We start from the raw sequence: 22,295 nt of genomic DNA, 5'->3' as shown, positions 1-22,295 counted from the left end.
GATTCGCTGATATCGATCACGGCTCACGCTCCGGCGGCGGCGTTGGCGAGGGCGACTGCGGCGATCACCAGGACGACGGAGCCGGCGAGCAGGGCGCTCAGGTAGGTCTGCACGTTGCCGGTCTGGGCGCGGCGGACGAGCCAGCCGAGCCCCTTGGCGGTGTCGCCCGCGCCGCGGACGTAGGTGTCGACGACCTCGCGGTCCAGGAAGCGGACCAGGGAGGCGGCGGCGAGGACGGGGCGGACGAAGGCGGTCCGGTAGACGGCGTCCAGGTGGAAGCCGTCGGCGGCGGGGCGGTACAGCGGTCCCAGGAGGGCGCGGCCGGGGTCGGCCGGGTCCGCGGCGGGGTGCGGCAGGTGCAGCGCCTCGGCCTCGACCAGGCCGCCGTCGGCGTCCGGGTGGGCGACGTGCGGGGCGGGTGCCGGCACGGGGGTCCCGGTGGTTTCGGCGGTCCCGGCGGTGGTCGTCGTGGCGGTCCCGGCGATCCCGGCGGCGGTCCTCGCGGTGAGGGTGCGCCACACCGAGTAGGTGATGACGGCGCCGGCGGCGGCGAGGCCCGTGCCGAGGACGGCCGTGGTGACGGTCGGGGTGAGGGCGTGGCCGTCGAACCAGTCGTCCAGGGAGGTGACGGTCAGGCCGAAGCCCACGGAGGGGATCGCGAGCACCCACAGGACGGTCGTCATGGCGAGCGGCTGGCGGCCGTGGTCGGGTGCCTCGGCGCCCCGGCCGCGGAAGGTCCGCAGCCACAGGCGGAGCGCGTAGGCGGCGGTGAGCAGGGCGGTCAGCAGCCCGGCGACGAGGACGGTCCAGCCGGCCCCGGCGGGGGCGACGGTCCGGTCCCCGAGCGCGGTGTGCTCGACGGCCACGAGGACGGCTTCCTTGGAGAAGAAGCCGGCGAAGGGCGGGATCGCGGCGAGCGCGAGGAGGGCGACGGTCATCGTCCAGTAGGCGTCGGGGACGCGCTTCGCGAGGCCGCTCATGCGGGACATCGCGGTGAGCGAGTTCGTCCCGGCGGCGTGGATGACCGTGCCCGCGGCGAGGAAGAGCAGCGCCTTGAAGGCGGCGTGCGAGAGGAGGTGGAAGACGGCGGCGCCGCGGTCGCCGACGGCGAGGGCGCCGGCCATGTATCCGAGCTGGCCGATCGTCGAGTAGGCGAGGACCCGCTTGATGTCGTCCTGTGCGAGCGCGGCCAGCGCCGAGCCGACCATCGTGATCGCGGCCATGACGGCGAGCACGGTCAGGGCGGCGGCGGAGGCGGCGAAGACGGGCAGCAGCCGGGCCGTGAAGTAGATGCCGGCGGCGACCATCGTCGCCGCGTGGATGAGCGCGGAGACGGGGGTGGGGCCGGCCATCGCGTCCGGGAGCCAGGTGTGCAGCGGGAACTGCGCGGACTTGCCCGCCACGCCGGCGAGCAGCAGCAGCGCGATCAGGGTGGGGTGGTCGAGGCCGCCGCTCGCGACGGCACCGAGGACACCGCTGATCTGGAAGGTGCCGGCGTCGGTGGCGAGCGCGAAGAGACCGATGAGGAAGGGGACGTCACCGAGCTTGGTGACGAGGAAGGCCTTGAGGGAGGCGGCCCGCGCCTCGGAGGTCTCCCAGTAGTGGCCGACGAGGAAGTACGAGCAGATGCCCATGATCTCCCAGCCGACCAGCAGCACCATCAGGTCGCCGGAGTAGACGACGAGGAGCATCGCGGAGGTGAAGAGGGAGACGAGCGCGGCGTACGAGGGGTAGCGGGGGTCCTCGCGGAGGTAGCCGGTCGAGTAGATCTGCACGCAGGTCGCGATCGTTCCGACGAGGACGGCGACGAGGGCGGCGAAGCCGTCGATGTAGAGGCTCAGGTAGAGGGGGACGGAGCCCGTCGGCGTGAGCTCGGTGGCCGCGCTGATCACCTCGCCGCCGCCCTGGCGAGCGGCGACGACGGCGGCGAGGACGGCCGCGGCGAGCGTCGGGAGGACGGCGAGCGGGCGGACGAAGCCGGGCGCGGTCCGGCCCAGGAGGAGTCCGGCGACGGAGCCGAGGAAGGGCAGGAGGGGGACGAGGACGGCGAGGGTCGTGGTGGTCACGCGGTGGCCTCGGCCTTCTCGCCGGTGGGCGTCTCGTCTGCGGGCGTCTCGGCTGCGCGCGCGTCGTCTTCGGGCTCGTCGTCCGGGGATCCCGGCCGCTCCGCCGTGTCGCGGAGGCGGTCGATGTCCGCGGTGCCGCGGTTGCGGTGGACCATCAGGACGATCGCGAGACCGATGCCGATCTCCGCGGCGGCGATGGCGATGGTGAAGAGGGTGAGGGCCTGTCCGGCGTGGAGGGTGTCGCGGAGCCAGACGTCGAAGGCGACCAGGTTGAGGTTGACGGCGTTGAGCATCAGCTCGACGGACATCAGGACCAGGATCGCGTTGCGGCGGGCGAGGACGCCGTACAGGCCGATGGAGAAGAGGAGGGCGGCCAGGACGGCGGGGTAGGCGAGATGCATCAGCGCTCCTGCTCCTTCTTGCGGGAGAGGACGATCGCGCCGACCAGCGCGGCGAGGAGGAGCACCGAGAGGGCCTCGAAGGGCAGCACCCAGTGCTTGAAGAGGGTGGCGCCGGTGACCTCGGTGGAGCCCTGGACGGCCCCGTCGAGGTCGATCCAGGTCGTACGGAACGCGTCGACGACGACCCAGACGAGGGCGGCCGCGGCGGCCAGCGCGACGGCTAGGGCGACCGGCCGGTTGCCGGAGTCGGCGTCCGGGGAGTGGCCGATGGGGGCCTTGGTCAGCATGAGGCCGAAGAGGAGGAGGACGACGACGGAGCCGACGTAGATGAGCACCTGCACCCAGGCGATGAACTCGGCGGTCAGGAGCAGGTACTCGACGGCGAGCCCGCCCAGCGCCACGACCAGCCAGAGGGCGGCGTGGACGAGCTGGCGCGTGATGACGGTGACGAGGGCGGCGCCGAGGGTGACGAGGCCGACGAGGAGGAAGGCGATCTCCACGCCGGAGGGCGAGAGGAAGCCGTTGGCCTCCGCTGCCTGTGCTGCCTGTGCTGCCTGTGCTGCCTGTGCTGCCTGTGCTGCCTGTGCTGCCAGGATCACTGCTCCCCCTCCTGGGCGTCGGCCTGGGCGTCGGCTTCGGCCTGGGCCTGGGCTGCGGCCTCGGCCGCTGCCTTCTCCGCCGCCTTCTCCGCTGCCTTGCGGGCCGCGGCGATCTCCTTCGGTTCCTCCGCCATCGGGTCGAGCGCGGGCGGCTCCGGGACCGTCCACATCCACTCGCGGAGCTTGTCGCGCTCGTGGGTCAGCTCGTGGATGTCGGTCTCCGCGTACTCGAACTCGGGCGACCAGAAGAGCGCGTCGAAGGGACACACCTCGATGCAGATGCCGCAGTACATGCAGAGCGAGAAGTCGATGGCGAAGCGGTCGAGGACGTTCCGGCTGCGCTCGCGGCCGCCGGGGGCGGCGGCCGGCATCGTCTCCTTGTGGGAGTCGATGTAGATGCACCAGTCGGGGCACTCGCGGGCGCAGAGCATGCAGACCGTGCAGTTCTCCTCGAACAGCCCGATGACCCCGCGGGTGCGGGGCGGCAGCTCGGGCTGGACGTCCGGGTACTGCGCGGTGACGGTCTTCCTCGTCATCGTGCGGAGCGTGACGGCGAGGCCCTTGGCGAGGCCGGAGCCGGGGATGGGCATTACTGGATCGCCACCTTCACGATGCCGGTGAGCGCGATCTGCGCGAGGGCGAGCGGGACGAGCGTCGTCCAGGCCAGCTTCTGGAGCTGGTCCTCGCGAAGGCGCGGGTAGGTCACCCGCAGCCAGATCACGACGAAGGCGAGGACGGCCACCTTGAGCAGGGTCCAGACCCAGCCGAGGCCCTCGGCGCCGAAGGGGCCGTGCCAGCCGCCGAGGAAGAGGACGGTGGTGAGACCGCAGAGGACGACGATGCCCGCGTACTCGGCGAGCAGGAAGAGCGCGAAGCGGAGGCCGGTGTACTCGGTGTACGCGCCGAAGATGATCTCCGAGTCGGCGACCGGCATGTCGAACGGAGGCCGCTGGAGCTCGGCGAGGCCGGCCACGAAGAAGACGATCGCGCCGACGATCTGCCAGGGCAGCCACCACCACTCGAAGGCGTTCAGGATGCCGGGGAGGGAGACGGTGCCGGCGGCCATCGCGACGGAGGCGGCGGCGAGCAGCATCGGGAGCTCGTAGGCGAGCAGCTGGGCGGCCGAGCGGAGGGCGCCGAGCAGGGAGAACTTGTTGGCGGACGCCCAGCCGGCCATGAGGCTGCCGAGCACGCCGACGCCCATCACGGCCAGCACGAAGAAGATGCCCGCGTCGACGACCTGGCCGACGGCCCCCTCGCTCGGCCCGATCGGGATCGCGACGAGGACGAGGAGGTACGGGAGGAGGGCGACGGCCGGCGCGAGCTGGAAGATCCTGCGGTCGGCCTCGGCCGGGACGACGTCCTCCTTCTGCGCGAACTTCACGCCGTCGGCGACGAGCTGTGCCCAGCCGTGGAAGCCGCCGGCGTACATGGGGCCGAGGCGGCCCTGCATGTGGGCCATGACCTTGTGCTCGGCCTGCCCGACGACCAGCGGCAGGACGAGGAACACGCCGAAGACGATGAGGAGCCGGACGGCGACGTCGAGTGCGTCGTTCACGCGGGGTCGCCTCCGGCGGGGTGGGTGGGGTCGGTGGGTTCGGTGGCGTCCGTGGCCTCGGTGGCCTCGGTGGCCTCGGTGGCGTCCGGGGCTTCGGTGGCTTCGGTGGCGTCCGGGGCTTCGGTGGCTTCGGTGGCGCCTTCCCGCCCTGCGGGCGGCCCGCTCTCGGGGGCGTCGCCCCCGGCCTCGGGCGCCTGCCCTGCGGGCGGCGGCCCGTCCGGGGCCGGGGCCGAGGTCGGGGTCGGGGTCGGGGTCGGGGTCGGGGTCGCCGGAGCGTCGGGCTCGGCCGAAGCGCCGGCCTCGGCCTGAGCGGCCGGGGTCGCCGGGGTCGGGGTGGCCGGCGCTGCCGGAGCGTCGGGCTCGGCCGAAGCGCCGGCCTCGGGCGACTCGGCCGCGGCCTCGGTTGCCGGCTCGGCCGGAGGTGCAGATGTGGCCGGGTCGGCCGGGGCGTCGGGCTCCGGTCGCTTCTCGTCGAAGGCCGGGCGGGCGTGGTGCCAGGGGGCGTCCGAGCTGCGGGTGCGCGGGGTGGCGGCCGTCGGGCCGTCCGTCGCCGCGTCCTGCTCCGGGGCCGCCTGGCTCGCCGAGCCGTCGGCCGTCGTGCGGGAGCGGCGCGGCGGGCGCGCCGCAGGGGCGGCCGGGGTGCCGGGTTCCGCCGCGGAGGCCGGGGAAGCCGGGGAAGCCGGGGAAGCCGGGGAGGCCGCAGAAGCCGCGGTGCCCGGTTCCGGGGTCGCCTGGCTCGCCGAGCCCTCCGACACCGAGCGGGCGCGGCGGGCCGGGGCGGCCGCCTCCGGGGTCGTCTGGGTCGCCGAGCCCTCCGCTACCGAGCGCGCGCGGCGGGCGGGGCGGTCGCCCGCCGCCGCTCGGGCCGGGCGGGCCGGGGCCGGGGGCAGCTGGCCCTTGAGGGGGCCCCACTCGTTGGGGTCCGGGACGCCCGGCGGGAGCATCTGGCGGCGCTTCGGGCCGCCGCCGTCGTGGGACTCGCCCGGCTCCTTCGCGCCCGGCCACGCCTTGGCGACCCGGGCCGCCAGGACGAAGTCCTTGCGGAGCGGGTGGCCCTCGAAGTTCTCGGGGAGGAGGAGCGGCACCAGGTGCGGGTGGCCCGTGAAGTCCACGCCGAACATCTCGTGGGTCTCGCGCTCGTGCCAGCCCGCGCCCGCGTACACACCGATCGCCGTCGGGAGCGCCGGGGCCGCGTGCGGGACCGTCGTGCGGACGAGGAGGCGGCGAGGGGGGTGGCCGGCCGCGAGGGCGACCACGTGCGCGCAGATCCGGAAGCCCGTGCCCGGCTCGTCGACCGCGCTCAGCCAGTCGAAGTAGGTGCAGCCGAGCACGTCCCGGGCGGTTTCGAGGGCCGTGATCCAGGAGGCCGGCGGGACGTCGACCGTCAGCAGGTCGTACGCCTGCTCCGCCGTCGCCTCCTCGCCGAAGATCTCCGTGACGGAGGCCGGGAGGGAGTCGTGGAGGGCGTCGTACTCGCTCATGCCGTGCCTCCCGGCGGGGGCGTCAGCGGGCTCGTCAGCTCCGAGACCGACGCGGTCGTCGCGTACCGCTCCGCCAGGCTCTCGCGGGCGATCTTCTCCTGGAGCTTGAGGATGCCCTGGAGGAGCGCCTCGGGCCGCGGCGGGCAGCCAGGCACGTACACGTCGACCGGGATGATCTGGTCGACACCCTTGGTGACGGAGTACGAGTCCCAGTAGGGGCCGCCGCAGTTGGAGCAGGCGCCGAAGGAGATCACGTACTTCGGCTCGGGCATCTGCTCGTACAGGCGCTTCACGGCCGGGGCCATCTTGTCCGTCACCGTGCCCGAGACGATCATCAGGTCGGCCTGGCGCGGGCCGGGCGCGAAGGGGATCACGCCGAGCCGGATGAAGTCGTGCCGGGCCATGGACGCGGCGATGAACTCGATCGCGCAGCAGGCGAGGCCGAAGTTGAAGACCCACAGGCTGTAGCGGCGGCCCCAGTTCAGGACCACCTTCATCGGCTCGGGCGCCAGGCGGGCGAGCGGACCCAGCTTCGGGGCGGGCAGGGGTGTCACGTCCATGCCAGAACGCCCTTCTTGTACGCGTAGAGCAGCCCCACGGCCAGGAAGCCGAGGAAGATGAACATCTCGACCAGGGTCGTGGCGCCGTAGCCGGGCGCCGCGAAGACCGTCGCCCAGGGGAAGAGGAAGATCGAGTCGACGGCGAAGATCACGTAGAGGAAGGCGTACACGTAGTAGCGGACCTGGGTGTGCGCCCAGCCCTCCCCCACGGGGTCGACACCGCACTCGTAGGTGAGGAGTTTCTCGGGTGTCGGCACGACGGGCCGCAGCAGCCGCCCGGCGCCGAACGCCACGGCGACGAAGAGCACGCCGACGACGGCGATCAGCCCGACGACGGAGTACGTCTGGAAGTAGTCCGCCGCGTCGGCCGCGACAACGGTCGGTTCCCGCACGTCCGCCCCTCGGTCTCGGTGTCTCATGGGTCACTTCTGTATCTGTACGAACGCGAGTCTAGGCCCTGCTAAAGGGACCGTAAGCAGTTGCGGGTAGGGATATCCCCACCGCCGCTCACCCACCTCCCCCATGGCGTCGCGCGCTCCGCGACCGGCAGTCTGGGCAGCATGAGCCCCGATCATGAATCCGCCGCTTCCGCCGGCTCCCCCGGCTCCGCCGGTTCCCCCGCGTCCGCCGTGGCCCCGCGTCCGCCCGTCCGGTTCGCCTACGGGAAGGAGACCTGGAAGGAGATCTCCTTCCTCCTCTCCAATCTCTTCACGGCCCTGGCCGGTTTCGTCTACGCGGTCGTGACCGTCCTCCTCGGCGTGGGCCTCTCGGTCACGGTGATCGGGCTGCCGCTGCTGGCTCTCGGGCTCGGCGGTGCGCGCTGGATCGGCCGGTCGGAGCGGGCCCGCGCCCGCGCACTCCTCGGGGTACGGGTCGTGGAGCCGTCCCGGATGCCGCCGCGCCGCGGCTTCTTCGCCTGGCTGTGGTCCTCGCTGAAGGACCCGGTGGCCTGGCGGACGCAGCTGTACGGGCTGATCCGGCTGCCCTGGGGGATCGTGACGTTCACGGTCACCCTGGTCTCGCTGCTGGTCCTCTGGCCCGTCCTGCCCTTCATCTCCCGCGGTCTGTCCAACGCCGACCGGGGCATGGTCCGCGGGCTGCTGTCGCCCTCCGACGAGCTGGAGCGGCGGATCGCCGAGCTGGAGTCGGACCGGGGCGTGGTCGTGGACACGGCCGCGGCCGACCTGCGGCGCATCGAGCGGGATCTGCACGACGGCGCGCAGGCCCGGCTCGTCGCCCTCGCGATGGGGCTCGGTCTGGCGAAGGAGAAGCTCCTGGAGGACCCGGAGGGGGCGGCGGCGATGGTCGACGAGGCCCACGGCGAGGTGAAGCTCGCCCTCCAGGAGCTGCGGGACCTCGCCCGGGGCATCCACCCGGCGGTCCTCACGGACCGGGGGCTCGGTGCCGCGCTCTCCTCGGTATCCGCGCGCTGCACGGTGCCGGTGAAGGTGTCGGTGGACCTGCCGGAGCGGCCGGCCGAGGCGATCGAGGGCATCGCGTACTTCACGGTCTCGGAGCTGCTCCAGAACGTGTCCAAGCACGCCCGGGCCCGGACGGCGTCCGTGGAGGTGTGGCGGGTGGAGAACCGGCTGATGCTCCAGGTCCGCGACGACGGGCTCGGCGGGGCGCGGCTCGACGGCGGGACGGGGCTCGCGGGGCTGACGGAGCGCCTCGGGGCGGTGGACGGCCTCCTCGTCGTCGACTCCCCCGAGGGCGGGCCGACGACGGTCACGGCGGAGCTGCCGTGGCGCTCCCGCCCGGCCGCCTGAACGGCTTCCCTCCGGCCGCCTGAACGGCTCCCGCCCGTGCCTCTGCCCCCGCCTCCGTACGGGGCTCCGCGCCGGCAGGTAGGGAAAACCCCCGGCCGGAGACGCCCACTCCCCTCATGGTCCGGGGCGCGGCGAGACGGAACCCTGGAACACGTACCGCCCCACCCCCTCGATCAGAGAAGGACGACCGCGATGGCCTCCCCCCGACTCCCCGCCGCGATCCGCGCGCCGTTCGAGGCCCGCACCTGGCGCGCCCTCGGATACGTGCTGATCGGGCTGCCGCTGAGCGTCTGCTGGTTCGCGCTCTCCGTCGCCTTCGTCTCGGCCGGCGCCGGGCTGCTCATCACCTTCCTCGGTGTGCCGATCCTGGCCGGGGCGCTCGCGATGTGCCGGGGCTTCGGCGCGGTGGAGCGGGCCCGGGCGCGCGGGCTGCTCGGCCTCGACGTGAAGGCGCCGGAGCCGGTGCGCGGCAAGACGGGCGGGGCGTTCTCCTGGATGGGGGCCATGCTGAAGAGCGGGGCGTCGTGGCGCCACCTGCTGTACGCGATCCTGCACATGCCGTGGGCGGTCTTCGGCTTCTCCGTGACGGTGGCGCTCTGGGGCTGGGGCTGGAGCCTCTTCACGTACCCGCTGTGGCAGTGGGTCTTCCCGGCGTACGTGGGGCAGGACGGCATCCAGCTGTACGGGGACGGAACGCACGACTTCTACCTCGACTCGCCCTTCGAGACCGCGGTCACCAGCCTGATCGGCCTGCTGTTCGTGCTGGCGGGGCCGTGGGTGCTGCGCGGGGTCGTCGCCGTCGACCGGCTCCTCGTCTCCGGGCTGCTGGGTCCGTCGCGGCTGGCCTCCCGTGTGACGGAGCTGGAGTCGGACCGGGGCGTGGTCGTGGACACGGCCGCCGCCGACCTGCGCCGCATCGAGCGGGATCTGCACGACGGCCCGCAGGCCCGGCTGGCCTCGCTCGCCATGGATCTGGGGCTCGCGAAGGAGAAGCTGGCGGAGGACCCGCAGGCGGCCGCGGTGATGGTCGACGAGGCCCACGGCGAGGTGAAGGTCGCCCTCCAGGAGCTGCGTGACCTGGCCCGGGGCATCCACCCGGCCGTCCTGACGGACCGGGGCCTGGACGCGGCGCTCTCTTCGGTGGCCTCCCGCTGCTCGGTCCCGGTGTCGGTGGACGTGGACCTGCCGGCCCGGCCGGTCCCGGCGATCGAGGGCATCGCGTACTTCACGGTCTCGGAGCTGCTCCAGAACGTGTCCAGGCACGCGCGGGCGCGGCGCGCCTGGGTGGACGTGTGGCGGGCGGGCGACCGGTTGATGCTCCAGGTGCGGGACGACGGCGTGGGCGGCGCGGAGGCGGCGGCGGGCCGGAGCCTGGCGGGGCTCGCGGAGCGGGTCGGGGCGGTCGACGGGGTGCTCGCGGTGGACTCGCCGGAGGGCGGCCCGACGACGGTCACAGCGGAGCTGCCCTGGCGGGCCTAGGGGGCTGAGGGGGCTGAGGGGGCCTTGAGGACCTAGGTGGCTGAGGGGGCTGAGGGGGCCTAGGGGACCTTGAGGACCTAGAGGGCCTAGGGGGGCCTAGGGGGCCTAGGGGCCTTGAGGGTCTAGAGGGTCTAGAGGGCCCTGTAGGGGTGTCCTGCCGATCAGGCCGGGCACCCCTACAGGCCTCGCCCCGTCCACCGCGCCCGGCCGCCCCGCCCCACCCCGCCCGGGCCGCCCCGACCCGCCTCGACCCGCCCCGACCCGCTGAACCCGTACCGCCCCGCCCGCGTCCTCCTTGCTGCGATGCTGATCGCGTCGCAATCGAACTGAGAATGTGGGGGCTGCGGGACGTGGTCGCAAGAGAGGTGACGGACCGGGTGCGAGTGGTCATCGCCGAGGATTCCGTGCTGCTCCGTGAGGGCCTGACCCGGCTGCTGACGGACCGGGGGCACGAGGTCGTCGCCGGGGTCGGGGACGGCGAGGCGCTGGTCGAGCTGGTGGCCGGACTCGCCGAGGAGGGCGCGCTGCCGGACGTGGTGGTCGCGGACGTGCGGATGCCGCCGACCCACACGGACGAGGGCGTACGGGCGGCGGTGCGGCTGCGCAAGGAGTATCCGGGGCTCGGTGTCCTGGTGCTGTCGCAGTACGTGGAGGAGCAGTACGCCACCGAACTTCTGGCCGGATCGAGCCGTGGTGTGGGCTATCTGCTGAAGGACCGGGTCGCGGAGGTCCGCGAGTTCGTGGACGCCGTGGTCCGGGTCGCCGGGGGCGGCACGGCCCTGGACCCCGAGGTCGTACAGCAGTTGCTGGGCCGGAGCCGTCAGCAGGACGTGCTCGCGAACCTGACGCCGCGTGAGCGGGAGGTCCTCGGCCTGATGGCGGAGGGGCGGACGAACTCGGCCATCGCGAAGCAGCTGGTGGTGAGCGACGGCGCGGTGGAGAAGCACATCAGCAATATCTTCCTGAAGCTGGGGCTCTCCCCGAGCGACGGTGATCATCGACGGGTACTCGCGGTGTTGACGTATCTAAGGTCCTGAGAATCTGACACCCTGTCAGAATCCAGCAGGGCCGAGTGTGGCTGGAGCGAGGCCGGAGCGACATCGGGGAGGCTGCCCTCCGTCCGACACCGGAGGGTCCCAGATCCAAAGGATGAGGCGGAACAAGACCTTCCGGAACAATCCGGGTGGCGACAGAACGTGACAATTCAGGGCAAGAGGGCGTCTCAAAAAGAGGTCCGATATATGAGAAGTCCCGGGAAGGCCCCCCTTACCGTCGTAGGGTGGGCCACGGGACGACCGGTGATCGGCCGGCCGTCTCCCGAGCCTGCTCCCGCCTCCGGCGGAGAGTCCCCTTGCCACGAGGGAGGTCCAGTTCAGTGACCAGCCAGGTCAGTAGCGAGGCCGGTGAGGCCCTGCTCGGGGAGCAGCGCAGCGCCCCGGCGGCCCACCAGGGCACCGAGAAGGAAGTGCGCCGGCTCGACCGGGTGATCATCCGCTTCGCGGGCGACTCCGGTGACGGCATGCAGCTCACGGGTGACCGCTTCACCTCGGAGACGGCGTCCTTCGGGAACGACCTCTCCACGCTGCCGAACTTCCCGGCCGAGATCCGCGCACCCGCCGGAACGCTGCCGGGCGTCTCGTCCTTCCAGCTGCACTTCGCCGACCACGACATCCTCACGCCGGGTGACGCCCCGAACGTGCTGGTCGCGATGAACCCGGCCGCGCTCAAGGCCAACATCGGTGACGTGCCGCGCGGCGGCGAGATCATCGTCAACACCGACGAGTTCGCGAAGCGCGCCATGGCCAAGGTCGGCTACGCGACCTCGCCCCTGGAGGACGGGTCGTTGGACGGCTACCGGGTCCACCCGGTGCCCCTGACCACGCTGACCGTCGAGGCCCTCAAGGAGTTCGGCCTGTCCCGGAAGGAGGCCGAGCGCTCGAAGAACATGTTCGCGCTCGGGCTGCTCTCCTGGATGTACCACCGGCCGACCGAGGGAACCGAGACCTTCCTTCGCCAGAAGTTCGCGAAGAAGCCCCAGATCGCCGAGGCCAACGTGGCCGCCTTCCGGGCCGGCTGGAACTTCGGCGAGACCACCGAGGACTTCGCCGTCTCCTACGAGGTCGCCCCGGCGACCCGGGCCTTCCCCACCGGCACGTACCGGAACATCTCCGGGAACCTGGCCCTCTCCTACGGCCTGGTCGCCGCCTCCCGCCAGGCTGACCTGCCGCTCTACCTCGGCTCGTACCCGATCACACCGGCCTCGGACATCCTCCACGAGCTGAGCAAGCACAAGAACTTCGGCGTGCGCACCTTCCAGGCCGAGGACGAGATCGCCGGCATCGGCGCCGCGCTCGGCGCGGCCTTCGGCGGCTCGCTCGCCGTGACGACGACGAGCGGCCCCGGCGTGGCGCTCAAGTCCGAGACGATCGGCCTCGCGGTCTCCCTGGAGCTGCCGCTGCTGGTCGTGGACATCCAGCGCGGCGGTCCGTCCACCGGTCTGCCCACCAAGACCGAGCAGGCCGACCTCCTCCAGGCCATGTACGGCCGCAACGGCGAGGCCCCGGTCCCGATCGTGGCCCCGAAGACGCCCGCGGACTGCTTCGACGCGGCGATCGAGGCGGCCCGGATCGCCCTCACGTACCGCACCCCCGTCTTCCTGCTCTCCGACGGCTACCTCGCCAACGGCTCCGAGCCGTGGCGCGTCCCGGACGTCGAGGAACTCCCCGACCTGCGGACGCAGTTCGCCACCGGGCCCAACCACGAGCTGGCCGACGGCACCGAGGTCTTCTGGCCGTACAAGCGCGACCCCGAGACCCTGGCCCGCCCCTGGGCCGTGCCCGGCACCCCGGGCCTCGAACACCGCATCGGCGGCATCGAGAAGCAGGACGGCACCGGCAACATCTCGTACGACCCCGCCAACCACGAGTTCATGGTCCGCACCCGTCAGGCCAAGATCGACGGCATCGACGTCCCGGACCTCGAGGTCGACGACCCGGACGGCGCGAGCACCCTGGTCCTCGGCTGGGGCTCCACCTACGGGCCGATCACGGCAGCCGTCCGCCGCCTCAGGGTCGCGGGCCGCCCCATCGCCCAGGCCCACCTGCGCCACCTCAACCCCTTCCCGAAGAACCTCGGGGAGGTGCTGAAGCGGTACGAGAAGGTCGTCGTCCCGGAGATGAACCTCGGCCAGCTCGCCACCCTCGTCCGGGCGAAGTACCTGGTCGACGCCCGCAGTCACACCCAGGTCAACGGCATGCCGTTCAAGGCCGAGCAGCTCGCCGCCGCTCTCAAGGAGGCCATCGATGAGTGAGTCCCTGCTCAACCTGGTCCCCAAGGCCGAGGCCGTCCAGTCGATGAAGGACTTCAAGTCCGACCAGGAGGTCAGGTGGTGCCCCGGCTGCGGTGACTACGCCGTCCTCGCCGCCGTCCAGGGCTTCATGCCCGAACTCGGCCTGGCGAAGGAGAACATCGTCTTCGTCTCCGGGATCGGCTGCTCCTCCCGCTTCCCGTACTACATGAACACCTACGGGATGCACTCCATCCACGGCCGCGCCCCGGCGATCGCGACCGGCCTGGCCACCTCCCGCCGCGATCTGTCCGTCTGGGTCGTCACGGGCGACGGCGACGCGCTCTCCATCGGCGGCAACCACCTCATCCACGCGCTCCGCCGCAACGTCAACCTGAAGATCCTGCTCTTCAACAACCGGATCTACGGGCTGACCAAGGGTCAGTACTCGCCCACCTCCGAGGTCGGCAAGATCACCAAGTCGACCCCGATGGGCTCGCTCGACGCGCCCTTCAACCCGGTGTCGCTGGCGCTCGGCGCGGAGGCCTCCTTCGTGGCCCGGACGGTCGACTCCGACCGCAAGCACCTCACCGAGGTGCTGCGCCAGGCCGCCGACCACAACGGCACGGCGCTGGTCGAGATCTACCAGAACTGCAACATCTTCAACGACGGCGCCTTCGAGGTCCTCAAGGACAAGGACCAGGCCAAGGAGGCGGTCATCCGCCTGGAGCACGGGCAGCCGATCCGCTTCGGCGCCGAGCTCGACAAGGGCGTCGTCCGCGACCAGGCCACCGGCGACCTCCAGGTCGTCACGGTCACCCCGGAGAACGAGTCGCGGATCCTCGTCCACGACGCCCACGCGGCCACCCCCACGACCGCGTTCGCGCTCTCGCGGCTCGCGGACCCGGACACCCTCCACCAGACGCCGATCGGGGTGTTCCGGTCGGTGGAGCGTCCGGTCTACGACACCCTGATGTCGGATCAGCTGGAGGAGGCCGTGGAGCGGTACGGCAAGGGCGACCTGGGCCAGCTCCTGGCGGGGAACGACACCTGGACGGTCGTCGGGTAGCACGCCCCGCACGACGTCGGGGGCCCGGTCCGTGGGCACGGACCGGGCCCCTTTCACGTGCCCTTCGCGGCCGCCTCGTCGTAGGCGCCGAGGAAGCGCGGCACCCCGCCCTTCACCTGCCAGAGGAAGAGGCCTATCAGAGCGGTGGGCTTGTCCTTCGTCGTCCGGGCCAGATACGTCTTGGCGACCCCGTCGTACGGCTTCTCCAGAAGGCTGTTGATGACGCCCGCCGACACCGAGTCGGACTTGTTCGCGGTCGCGTCACGCAGCGCCTGGAGTGCCCAGTTGGTGGCGTCGTACGCCTCCGTCGCGAACCGGTCGACGGGCGTCGCGGAGGTGAGGCCCCAGCGTTTCCGGTACGCGGCCGCGAACGTCCGTGCCTTCGGCAGCCCGTCCGGGTCGACGTACCCGGTTCCGAAGAACCATCCCTCGGCGGCCGGACCCGCGACGGAGAGGAACTCCGGCTCGAGCACGTACTCGACGCTGCCGCAGAGCCCCTTGTACCCCTGGTCGCGCAGCGCCCTCGCGCACAGCGCGGCACGGCGCGGTGACGACCCCGCGAACATCACGCCCTGCGGGTCGGTCGCGAGCGCGGCACGTACGGCGGGGCCGAAGTCCTCGCTGTCCGCCTCCACCGGATGCGAGGTCACCACCCCGCCGTTCGCTCCGGACGGCGGGTACTCCTTGAGGCTCTTGACGGCGAACCAGCTGTACCGGCCGGCGGCACGGTCCTCCACCACGGCGGTCCGTACGAGCCCGTGGGCGGTGAGATAGCGGCCGAAGGGCACGGTCATCACGTCGTGCAGGGCGCGCGGCTGGAAGTACGTCATCCTGGAGTCCTGGCCCGGGATCTGCCCCGACGGGACTTCCGCGACGACGCTCGCCAACGGCATCCGGCGAAGAAAGAACTCGTTCCCCGCCGCGGCCGCCGTCGGCGCGGTCGTGGGGCCGAGGACGCCTGCCAGCCCGGGCTCGTCCAGCAGGACGCGGGCGCCGGCCTTGGCGCGCTCCGGCCTCCCCCCGTCGTCCACGACCCGGAGCCGCACGTCGAAGGGCCGGTCGGCGCGGGCGTTGAACTCCTCCACGGCCAGCCGGATGCCACGCTGCTGCCCCCGTCCGTCCGACTTGGTGGGGCCGCTCAGGTCGGTGAGCACGCCGATCGTGTAGGAGGCGAGGGGGCCGCCGGTGCCGCCCGTTCCCGCGCCCGTGCCGCCCGGTGAGCGGGTGAGGAGCCAGGCGGTGAGGCCGCTGGCGCCCGCGACGGCGGCGGCGGAGCCGGCCATGAGGAGCCGGCGGCGGGAGACGCCCGGGGGCCGCTCCTCCCGGGTGAGCAGGGTCGGTTCGGCGACGGGCAGGTCAAGGACCCGGGTGGAGCGCTGGGCGATCAGCGCGGGCAGGCCGGGCGGCAGCCAGTCGCCGGCGGGCCCGTCGGCCGCGCCCAGGGCCGCGTGTACCTCGGCGGCCGTGGGCCGGTCCGCCGGGTCCTTGGCGAGGCAGGCGGCGACCAGCGGGAGGAGTGCGGCCGGTACGCCGTCGAGCTCGGGTTCCTCGTGGACGGTGCGGTAGACGACGGCCGCCACGCCGCCCGTACCGAAGGGCCGCTCACCGGTCGACGTGTACGCGAGGACGCAGCCGAGCGAGAAGACGTCACTGGCCGGACCGACCTCTGCGGACCCCGCCACCCGTGCCTGTTCCGGGGCGAGGAAGCCGGGGGTGCCGATCATCGCGTCGGTGGCGGTCAGGGCGGTCGCGCCGGCGGAGCGGGCGATGCCGAAGTCGATGAGCCGGGGCCCGTCGACTGCGAGGAGGACGTTGCCCGGCTTGACGTCCCGGTGGACGAGCCCGGCGTCGTGCATGTCGGCGAGCGCGGAGGCGAGCCGGGCGCCCAGGGCCCGGACGGTCGGCTCGGGGAGGGCGCCATGCAGGGCGACGGCCTCGGCGAGCGAGGGGCCGGGCACGTACTCGGTGGCGAGCCACGGTTCGCGGGCCTCGGGGTCGGCGCCGAGGACGCGGACGACCCAGCGGCCGGTGATCCGCTCGGCGGCCCGGGCCTCGCGGCGGAACCGCTCCCGGAAGCCCGGATCGGCGGCGTGCTCGGCGCGGATCAGCTTGAGGGCGGCGAGCGCCCCGCCGCCGGAGCGGGCGAGGTAGACCACACCCATGCCGCCGGCGCCGAGGCGGCCGAGGATCCGGTACCCGGCGATGGCCGACGGGTCGGCCTTGCGGAGCGGCTGCACGGGTCAGGCCTTCTTGTCGTTCTTCGCGGGCTTGTTCGGCAGCAGGGGCGCGGAGCCGATCGGCTTGTACGCGCCGTTCTGCACCGCGAAGACGAAGGTGCCGCCGAGCCCCAGGTCGCCGAACTCGTTGAAGTGGTAACCGCCCATCGCGCCGGTGTACTTCTGCTTGCGCAGCGCGGCCCACAGGCCCTTGCGGGCGGGCTTGCCACCGGCCTTCGCCTGGGCCGTCAGCTGCTTGACCGTCATGGTGACCACGTCGTACGACTCGCCCGTGTAGTACGCGGGGCCCGTGCCGTACCGCTTGCGGTGGGCGGCGGTGAAGGCGGCGGCCGTCTTCTGCGTGGTGGGGTCGGCGACGGGTGCGCACACGAACCAGCCCTCGGCGGCGGCCCCGGCCTGCTTCAAGAAGTCCTGGCCGAAGACGGCCTGGCCGGTGAACCTCGGCCCGGTGAAGCCCAGTTCGGTGAGCGCGCGGGCGGCGTGGACGGCCGTCTCGGTGACTCCGCAGTGGACGTACGCGTCCACACCGGCGTCGATCATCTCGCCGAGCACCCGGCGGTACGCGGCGGCGTCGGCGTGGGCGGGGACGACCCGGAAGTGCGGGGCGATGCCGGCCTGCCCGAAGCCGAAGCGGACACCGCCGGTGACCTGCCAGCTGTAGTGGTCCTCGGTCCGGTCCTCCAGGACCCCGGGGCGGCGGATCTGAGGCAGCAGGGTGGCGGCGAAGGAGAGGTGGGTGCCCGCGCTGATGTGGTTGGGGATGGCGCGCAGGAACGTCTCGTTCCGCGCGGTGTCCGACCGCGCGGTGAGCAGGTTGTATCCGGCCGAGACCGTGATCAGCGGGATGCCGGCCTCCTCGAAGGCGGGCAGGGCGGCCTGGCCGACGGCGTCGGTGGTGGGGCCGAGGACGGCGAGGACCCCGGGGTCGGTGGTGAGGGCCTTGGCGGTCTGCAGGGCCCGGGAGCCGTCGCCCCGTTCGTCGACGACCTTGAGGTCGAGCGTGAAGGGTTTGTCCTTGCGGGCGTTGAACTGCTCGACGGCCAGCCGTGCGCCGCGCTCCTGGGCGCGGCCGATCTCCTTGGCGGGCCCGGACAGGTCGGCGAGGACGCCGATCGTCCAGCGGGTGCGGGGCGGAGCGGCCTTCTTGCCGCCGCCCTTGGCGTCGCCCTTGTCGTCGTCGAGCCCTGCCCAGACGGCGGCCGCACCGCCGCCGACGGCCAGCACGGCGGCGCCGGAGGCGAGCAGCAGGAAGCCGCGTCTGCTCTTCTCCGGGGCGGCCGGGGCGGTGGTGCCACCGGCCTCGGTGACGTCGATCTCGGGGAGGGCGAGCATCCGGGCGGAGCGTTCGGCGATGGTCCGGACGACCGGGGCGGGCAGCCAGTCGGCGCCGTTGCCCGGGCTGTCCTCGACGAGCCGGACGCCGATCTCGGCCGCGGTGGGCCGGGCGGCCGGGTCCTTGGCGAGACAGGCCCTGACGAGGTCGAGCAGCCCTTCGGGGACGCCGGTGAGGTCGGGCTCGTCGTGGACGGTCCGGTACATCAGGGCGTCCACGGCGCCGGTGCCGAAGGGCGGGCGGCCGGTGGCCGCGTACGCGAGGAGGCAGCCGAGGGCGAAGACGTCGGCGGGCGGGCCGATGGCGTCGGCGCGGGCCTCGGCCTGCTCGGGGGCGAGGAAGCCGGGGGTGCCGACGACCATGTCGGTGGCGGTGAGCGCGGTCTCCCCGGTGGCGCGGGCGATGCCGAAGTCGATGAGGCGCGGTCCGTCGACGGCGAGGAGGACGTTGCCGGGCTTGACGTCCCGGTGGACGAGCCCGGCCGCGTGCACGGCGGCGAGGGCGCGGGCGACGGACCAGCCGAGGAGGCGGACGCTCCGCTCGGGCAGCGGGCCGTGCGCGGTGACGGCCTCGCCGAGGGAGGGGCCGGCGACGAAGGCGGTGGCCATCCACGGTTCGGGGGCGTCCGGGTCGGCGCCGGTGACGGGGACGGCCCAGGGGCTGGAGACCCGGCGGGCGGCCTCGACCTCGCGGCGGAAACGGGCCCGGAAGTCGGGCTGGTCGGCCTGGTCGGCGTGGGTGACCTTGACGGCGGCGAGTTCGCCGACTGCCGTGCGGCCGAGGTAGACGACACCCATGCCGCCGGCGCCGAGACGGCCGAGGAGCCGGTAGCCGGCGATCGTCGACGGGTCGGAGGGCAGCAGCGGCTGGAGGGCGCCGGGCTCGGGGCGGGGCTGCGGGGTGGTGGCGCTCACGACTGGACCTCCAGCTCGTCCTGGGCGCGTTCGAGCATGGTGACGAGGGCCTGGACCTGTGCCTGGCTCGTGCCGATGGCAGCGCCATCGCTCAACTCGGTGTAGCCGGGGGCGCCCTTGACGACGGTGGCGACGGTGACCTGGCCGAGCCGGGACTGGTACCAGCTGTAGAACTGCTTCCCCTTCACGGCGTCGTTGAGGTAGGAGCCGCCCTCGCGGAGTGCGTCGTGGGCGGTGGCGTTGCCGCCGACGCCGAAGGGATTGCCGAGCGACATGAGGCCGGTGATGCGCTCGCCGTCGCGGAGTTTCTGGTCGGGGCAGCGCAGCACCTCTTCGAGGGTCGAGGCCATCTCCCAGTCGGCGTCGGACTCGGTGCGGTGCACGGTGACGGTGGCGGCGACCCGCAGAACGCCCTTGCCGCCGGTGGCGGGGATCTCGCTGTAGGCGGTGACGCTGGCGAGGACGTCCGCCGGCCGGCTGCCGGTCTCCCAGGAGCAGTTGGCGCCGAGGACGGGCCAGTAGTCCGGGTCGCTGAGGTGCGGGGTGCGCTTGACGTAACCCGGGGCCCAGGCGTCGGGCCCTGCGACGACGGCGAGGGCGAGGCGTCTGGCCTCGGCCTCGGTCTTCGGCGCGCGCTTCGGGTCCGGGGTGAAGTCGAGGCCGGTCGGGGTGGGTGCCGGGGCGGTGGTCGGCGTCCTGGTGGGTGGCGCCGCCGTGGTCGTACCGCCCTTGCCCTCCGGTTTCCCTCCGTCGGTGCACCCCGTCACGGCCAGCCCACCCACCAGCACGGCGCAGCAGGCGCGCCACAGTCTTCGGTCCCCGTATGCCACAGTTCCCCCACGGTCCTTCGCGGTCTCCCCCGAACAGTGAGCAGATCGTACGGCCCGGCACAGACAACTCGCCCTGGTTACAACATCATTGGGACGTATTCGTGGCGCTCTCGCGACGCGCCGCGTCGTACCGTCCGCGGGCCTCCTCGACGGCTCCGACCTGCCGCTCGGTCCAGCGGGCGAGCTCCCAGACCTGGCGGGCGGCCTCCTCGCCCAGGCCGGTGAGGGTGTAGTCGACGCGGGGCGGGATGACGGGCTTGGCGTCGCGGTGGACGAAGCCGTCGCGCTCCAGGGTCTGGAGGGTCTGGGCGAGCATCTTCTCGCTGACGCCGCCGATCGCGCGGCGCAGTTCGCTGAAGCGGTACGAGCGCTCCAGCAGGGCCGCGAGGATCAGGACGCCCCAGCGGCTGGTGACGTGCTCCAGGACGAGCCGGGAGGGGCACATCGGCTCGTTCACGTCGGGCTTCTTGGCCTGTGGACTTACTCCCATACCAGTACCTTACTTCAAAGTGGGTACTTACGAAAGGAAAGCGCCCGCCTTACGGTGAGTGCATCGCCACCGCACCCCATGGGAAAAGGAAGCAATCATGAGCATCGTCGTCACCGGAGCCACCGGACAGCTCGGCCGTCTCGTCATCGACGCCCTCCTGGAGACCGTCCCCGCCGAGTCCGTCGCCGCCGTCGTCCGGAACAAGGAGAAGGCGGCCGACCTCGCGGAGCGCGGTGTCGAGCTGCGGATCGCGGACTACAGCCGGCCGGAGACGCTGGCGGAGGCCTTCGAGGCCGGCGACCGGGTGCTCCTCATCTCGGGCAGTGAGGTCGGGCAGCGTGTCGCGCAGCACGCCGCCGTGATCGACGCGGCCAAGGCGGCGGGCGTCGCCCAGCTCGCGTACACCGGCGTCCTCGGCGGCCCGGAGGCCGACTTCGACCTGGCCGCCGAGCACAAGGAGACCGAGCGGCTCGTCCTCGCCTCCGGCCTGCCGTACACCTTCCTCCGCAACGGCTGGTACACCGAGAACTACACCGCGAACCTCGCCCCCGTCCTGGCCCACGGCGCCGTCGTCGCCAGCGCCGGCGAGGGCCGGATCGCCTCCGCCGCCCGCGCCGACTACGCCGCCGCCGCGGCCGCCGTCCTTACCGGCCCGGCCGAGGAGCACGTGAACACGGCGTACGAGCTGAGCGGCGACATCGCCTGGTCGCTCGCCGAGTACGCGGCCGAGGTCGCCGCACTGTCCGGCCGGGAGATCGCGTACACCAACGTCCCGGCCGAGGCCCACCTCGCGATCCTCACCGGCGCCGGGGTCCCCGAGCCCTTCGCCGCGATCCTGGTCGACGTCGACCGGGCCGTCGAGCACGGCGCGCTCGCCCTGCGGACCGGTGACCTGGCCCGGCTGATCGGCCGCCCCACCACCCCGATCGCTGTGACGATCAAGGAAGCGCTCGACGCCGCCGCCTGAGCGACGACTCCTGAGCGACGGCTCCCACTTCACGGAGCCCACCCGCCGCTCACACTTCACAGCTCTCACATTGTCATGACCGTATGGCGATACGGGCATGACAACCCGACCTCCGCGGCGCTACCTTCGACAGGACAGCGCGGCGCGTGGCAGGAGGTCCGGTGGAGACGAAGACGGAGAACGAGGGACGAGCAGGATTGCTCTACGGGATCGGCGCCTACGGCATGTGGGGGCTGGTCCCGCTCTTCTGGCCGCTCCTCAAGCCCGCCGGAGCCGTCGAGATCCTCGCCCACCGGATGGTCTGGTCGCTCGTCTTCATCGGCGTCGCGCTGCTCGCGCTCCGCCGCTGGGGCTGGATACGGGAGCTCGTCCGCAGCCCGCGCAAGCTCGCCCTGATCACCGTCGCCGCCGCCGTCATCAGCGTGAACTGGGGCCTCTACATCTGGTCGGTCAACACCGGCCACGTCGTCGAGGCCTCCCTCGGCTACTTCATCAACCCGCTCGTCACCATCGCCCTCGGCGTCCTCGTCCTCAAGGAGCGACTGCGCCCGGCCCAGTGGGCGGCGGTCGGCGTCGGCTTCGCGGCCGTCCTCGTCCTCGCGATCGGGTACGGGCAGCCGCCGTGGATCTCGCTCACCCTCGCCTTCTCCTTCGCCGTCTACGGCCTGGTGAAGAAGAAGCTGAACCTCGGGGGCCTGGAGTCGCTCGCCGCCGAGACCGCCGTCCAGTTCCTCCCGGCCCTCGGCTATCTGGTCTGGATCGGCACCCAGGGCACCCTGACCTTCGGCAGCGAGGGCGCCGGTCACGCGGCCCTGCTCGCCGCCACCGGCATCGTCACGGCGGTGCCGCTGGTCTGCTTCGGCGCGGCGGCCATCCGCGTACCGCTGTCGACGCTCGGCCTCCTCCAGTACCTGGCGCCGACCTTCCAGTTCCTGCTCGGGATCCTCTACTTCCACGAGGCGATGCCGCCGGAGCGGTGGGCGGGCTTCGCCCTCGTGTGGCTGGCCCTGACGCTCCTCACCTGGGACGCGCTGCGCACGGCCCGCCGCAGCCGGGCCGCGGTGGCGGCGGCGTCCGCGGAGGCGTTCGCCGCGGTCGAGGCGGCGGCGCAGTCCGCCCCCACCCCGGCGGCCGCACCGGCAGCCACCCCGACGACCGATCCGACGGCCACACCGGCGGTCGGCCCGACGGCCGATCTGACGGCCACACCGGCCGTCGGCCCGACGGCCGACCCGGCCCGCCCGGGGCTCTGACGC

At 72.9% G+C, this 22,295-nt stretch carries 19 protein-coding genes; 7 read left to right on the top strand and 12 right to left on the bottom strand.

The features are described from left to right. Nucleotides 1-23 precede the first annotated feature (23 nt). Genes OG361_RS23755 through OG361_RS23720 form a run of 8 tightly spaced genes read right to left on the bottom strand, consistent with a single transcriptional unit; the run spans nucleotide 24 to nucleotide 7,084 of the window. On the bottom strand, nucleotides 24-2,066 hold the full coding sequence (locus OG361_RS23755) for an NADH-quinone oxidoreductase subunit L (RefSeq protein ID WP_405856609.1): 2,043 nt from the start codon (nucleotides 2,064-2,066) through the stop codon (nucleotides 24-26). Further along, nucleotides 2,063-2,467, bottom strand: a complete 405-nt coding sequence (gene nuoK, locus OG361_RS23750; protein WP_405856607.1) for an NADH-quinone oxidoreductase subunit NuoK — start codon at nucleotides 2,465-2,467, stop codon at nucleotides 2,063-2,065. Before nuoK ends, OG361_RS23755 begins: the two co-directional genes overlap by 4 nt. Beyond that, nucleotides 2,467-3,066, bottom strand: a complete 600-nt coding sequence (locus tag OG361_RS23745) for an NADH-quinone oxidoreductase subunit J (protein ID WP_405856605.1) — start codon at nucleotides 3,064-3,066, stop codon at nucleotides 2,467-2,469. Before OG361_RS23745 ends, nuoK begins: the two co-directional genes overlap by 1 nt. Next, nucleotides 3,063-3,656, bottom strand: coding sequence for a NuoI/complex I 23 kDa subunit family protein (locus tag OG361_RS23740; RefSeq protein ID WP_405856603.1), 594 nt, complete (start codon nucleotides 3,654-3,656; stop codon nucleotides 3,063-3,065). The genes OG361_RS23745 and OG361_RS23740 overlap by 4 nt, the downstream gene beginning before the upstream one ends. Then, entirely contained in the window at nucleotides 3,656-4,624 is a 969-nt protein-coding gene (locus tag OG361_RS23735) for an NADH-quinone oxidoreductase subunit H (RefSeq protein WP_405856601.1), read from the bottom strand. The genes OG361_RS23740 and OG361_RS23735 overlap by 1 nt, the downstream gene beginning before the upstream one ends. Then, complete coding sequence (locus tag OG361_RS23730) at nucleotides 4,621-6,105, bottom strand: NADH-quinone oxidoreductase subunit C (protein WP_405856599.1); 1,485 nt, start codon at nucleotides 6,103-6,105, stop codon at nucleotides 4,621-4,623. Before OG361_RS23730 ends, OG361_RS23735 begins: the two co-directional genes overlap by 4 nt. Then, on the bottom strand, nucleotides 6,102-6,665 hold the full coding sequence (locus OG361_RS23725) for an NADH-quinone oxidoreductase subunit B (protein WP_384560029.1): 564 nt from the start codon (nucleotides 6,663-6,665) through the stop codon (nucleotides 6,102-6,104). The genes OG361_RS23730 and OG361_RS23725 overlap by 4 nt, the downstream gene beginning before the upstream one ends. Then, on the bottom strand, nucleotides 6,656-7,084 hold the full coding sequence (locus tag OG361_RS23720; RefSeq protein WP_405856597.1) for an NADH-quinone oxidoreductase subunit A: 429 nt from the start codon (nucleotides 7,082-7,084) through the stop codon (nucleotides 6,656-6,658). The genes OG361_RS23725 and OG361_RS23720 overlap by 10 nt, the downstream gene beginning before the upstream one ends. A gap of 141 nt (nucleotides 7,085-7,225) precedes the next feature. Between OG361_RS23720 and OG361_RS23715 the strand changes: the two genes are divergently transcribed. The 5 genes from OG361_RS23715 (at nucleotide 7,226) to OG361_RS23695 (ending at nucleotide 14,268) form a co-directional block, all read left to right on the top strand. Beyond that, entirely contained in the window at nucleotides 7,226-8,434 is a 1,209-nt protein-coding gene (locus tag OG361_RS23715) for a sensor histidine kinase (protein ID WP_405856595.1), read from the top strand. A gap of 192 nt (nucleotides 8,435-8,626) precedes the next feature. After that, complete coding sequence (locus OG361_RS23710; protein ID WP_405856593.1) at nucleotides 8,627-9,913, top strand: sensor histidine kinase; 1,287 nt, start codon at nucleotides 8,627-8,629, stop codon at nucleotides 9,911-9,913. Between the two features lie 377 nt (nucleotides 9,914-10,290). Next, a complete protein-coding gene (locus OG361_RS23705) occupies nucleotides 10,291-10,950 on the top strand; it encodes a LuxR C-terminal-related transcriptional regulator (protein ID WP_405856591.1) in 660 nt (219 codons plus the stop codon). A gap of 338 nt (nucleotides 10,951-11,288) precedes the next feature. Further along, entirely contained in the window at nucleotides 11,289-13,223 is a 1,935-nt protein-coding gene (locus OG361_RS23700) for a 2-oxoacid:acceptor oxidoreductase subunit alpha (RefSeq protein WP_405856589.1), read from the top strand. Then, nucleotides 13,216-14,268, top strand: coding sequence for a 2-oxoacid:ferredoxin oxidoreductase subunit beta (locus OG361_RS23695; protein ID WP_405856587.1), 1,053 nt, complete (start codon nucleotides 13,216-13,218; stop codon nucleotides 14,266-14,268). The genes OG361_RS23700 and OG361_RS23695 overlap by 8 nt, the downstream gene beginning before the upstream one ends. 53 nt (nucleotides 14,269-14,321) lie before the next feature. Here the strand turns inward: OG361_RS23695 and OG361_RS23690 are convergent, their stop codons facing one another. From OG361_RS23690 to OG361_RS23675, 4 genes are all read right to left on the bottom strand, one after another. Continuing rightward, nucleotides 14,322-16,505, bottom strand: a complete 2,184-nt coding sequence (locus OG361_RS23690; protein ID WP_405856585.1) for a bifunctional serine/threonine-protein kinase/ABC transporter substrate-binding protein — start codon at nucleotides 16,503-16,505, stop codon at nucleotides 14,322-14,324. Between the two features lie 3 nt (nucleotides 16,506-16,508). Further along, nucleotides 16,509-18,752: a bifunctional serine/threonine-protein kinase/ABC transporter substrate-binding protein gene (locus OG361_RS23685; protein ID WP_405856583.1), complete on the bottom strand. Its 2,244-nt coding sequence runs from the start codon at nucleotides 18,750-18,752 to the stop codon at nucleotides 16,509-16,511. Further along, nucleotides 18,749-19,519: a hypothetical protein gene (locus OG361_RS23680; protein WP_405856581.1), complete on the bottom strand. Its 771-nt coding sequence runs from the start codon at nucleotides 19,517-19,519 to the stop codon at nucleotides 18,749-18,751. The genes OG361_RS23685 and OG361_RS23680 overlap by 4 nt, the downstream gene beginning before the upstream one ends. 148 nt (nucleotides 19,520-19,667) lie before the next feature. Further along, nucleotides 19,668-20,072: a winged helix-turn-helix transcriptional regulator gene (locus OG361_RS23675; RefSeq protein ID WP_405856579.1), complete on the bottom strand. Its 405-nt coding sequence runs from the start codon at nucleotides 20,070-20,072 to the stop codon at nucleotides 19,668-19,670. Nucleotides 20,073-20,169: 97 nt separating this feature from the next. Between OG361_RS23675 and OG361_RS23670 the strand changes: the two genes are divergently transcribed. Together OG361_RS23670 and rarD are read left to right on the top strand one after the other, a co-directional pair. Continuing rightward, nucleotides 20,170-21,039, top strand: a complete 870-nt coding sequence (locus OG361_RS23670; RefSeq protein ID WP_405856577.1) for an NmrA family NAD(P)-binding protein — start codon at nucleotides 20,170-20,172, stop codon at nucleotides 21,037-21,039. A gap of 224 nt (nucleotides 21,040-21,263) precedes the next feature. Further along, nucleotides 21,264-22,292 carry an EamA family transporter RarD gene (gene rarD / locus OG361_RS23665; RefSeq protein ID WP_405862404.1) on the top strand — a complete coding sequence of 343 codons (1,029 nt, stop codon included), beginning with the start codon at nucleotides 21,264-21,266 and terminating at the stop codon, nucleotides 22,290-22,292. The last annotated feature ends 3 nt before the right edge of the window (nucleotides 22,293-22,295 follow it).

The organism is Streptomyces sp. NBC_00090 (assembly GCF_045160815.1).
In the GTDB taxonomy this organism is placed as follows: domain Bacteria; phylum Actinomycetota; class Actinomycetes; order Streptomycetales; family Streptomycetaceae; genus Streptomyces.
The sequence above is the reverse complement of the archived record's forward strand: the minus strand, read 5'-3'. Positions and strand labels throughout refer to the sequence as shown.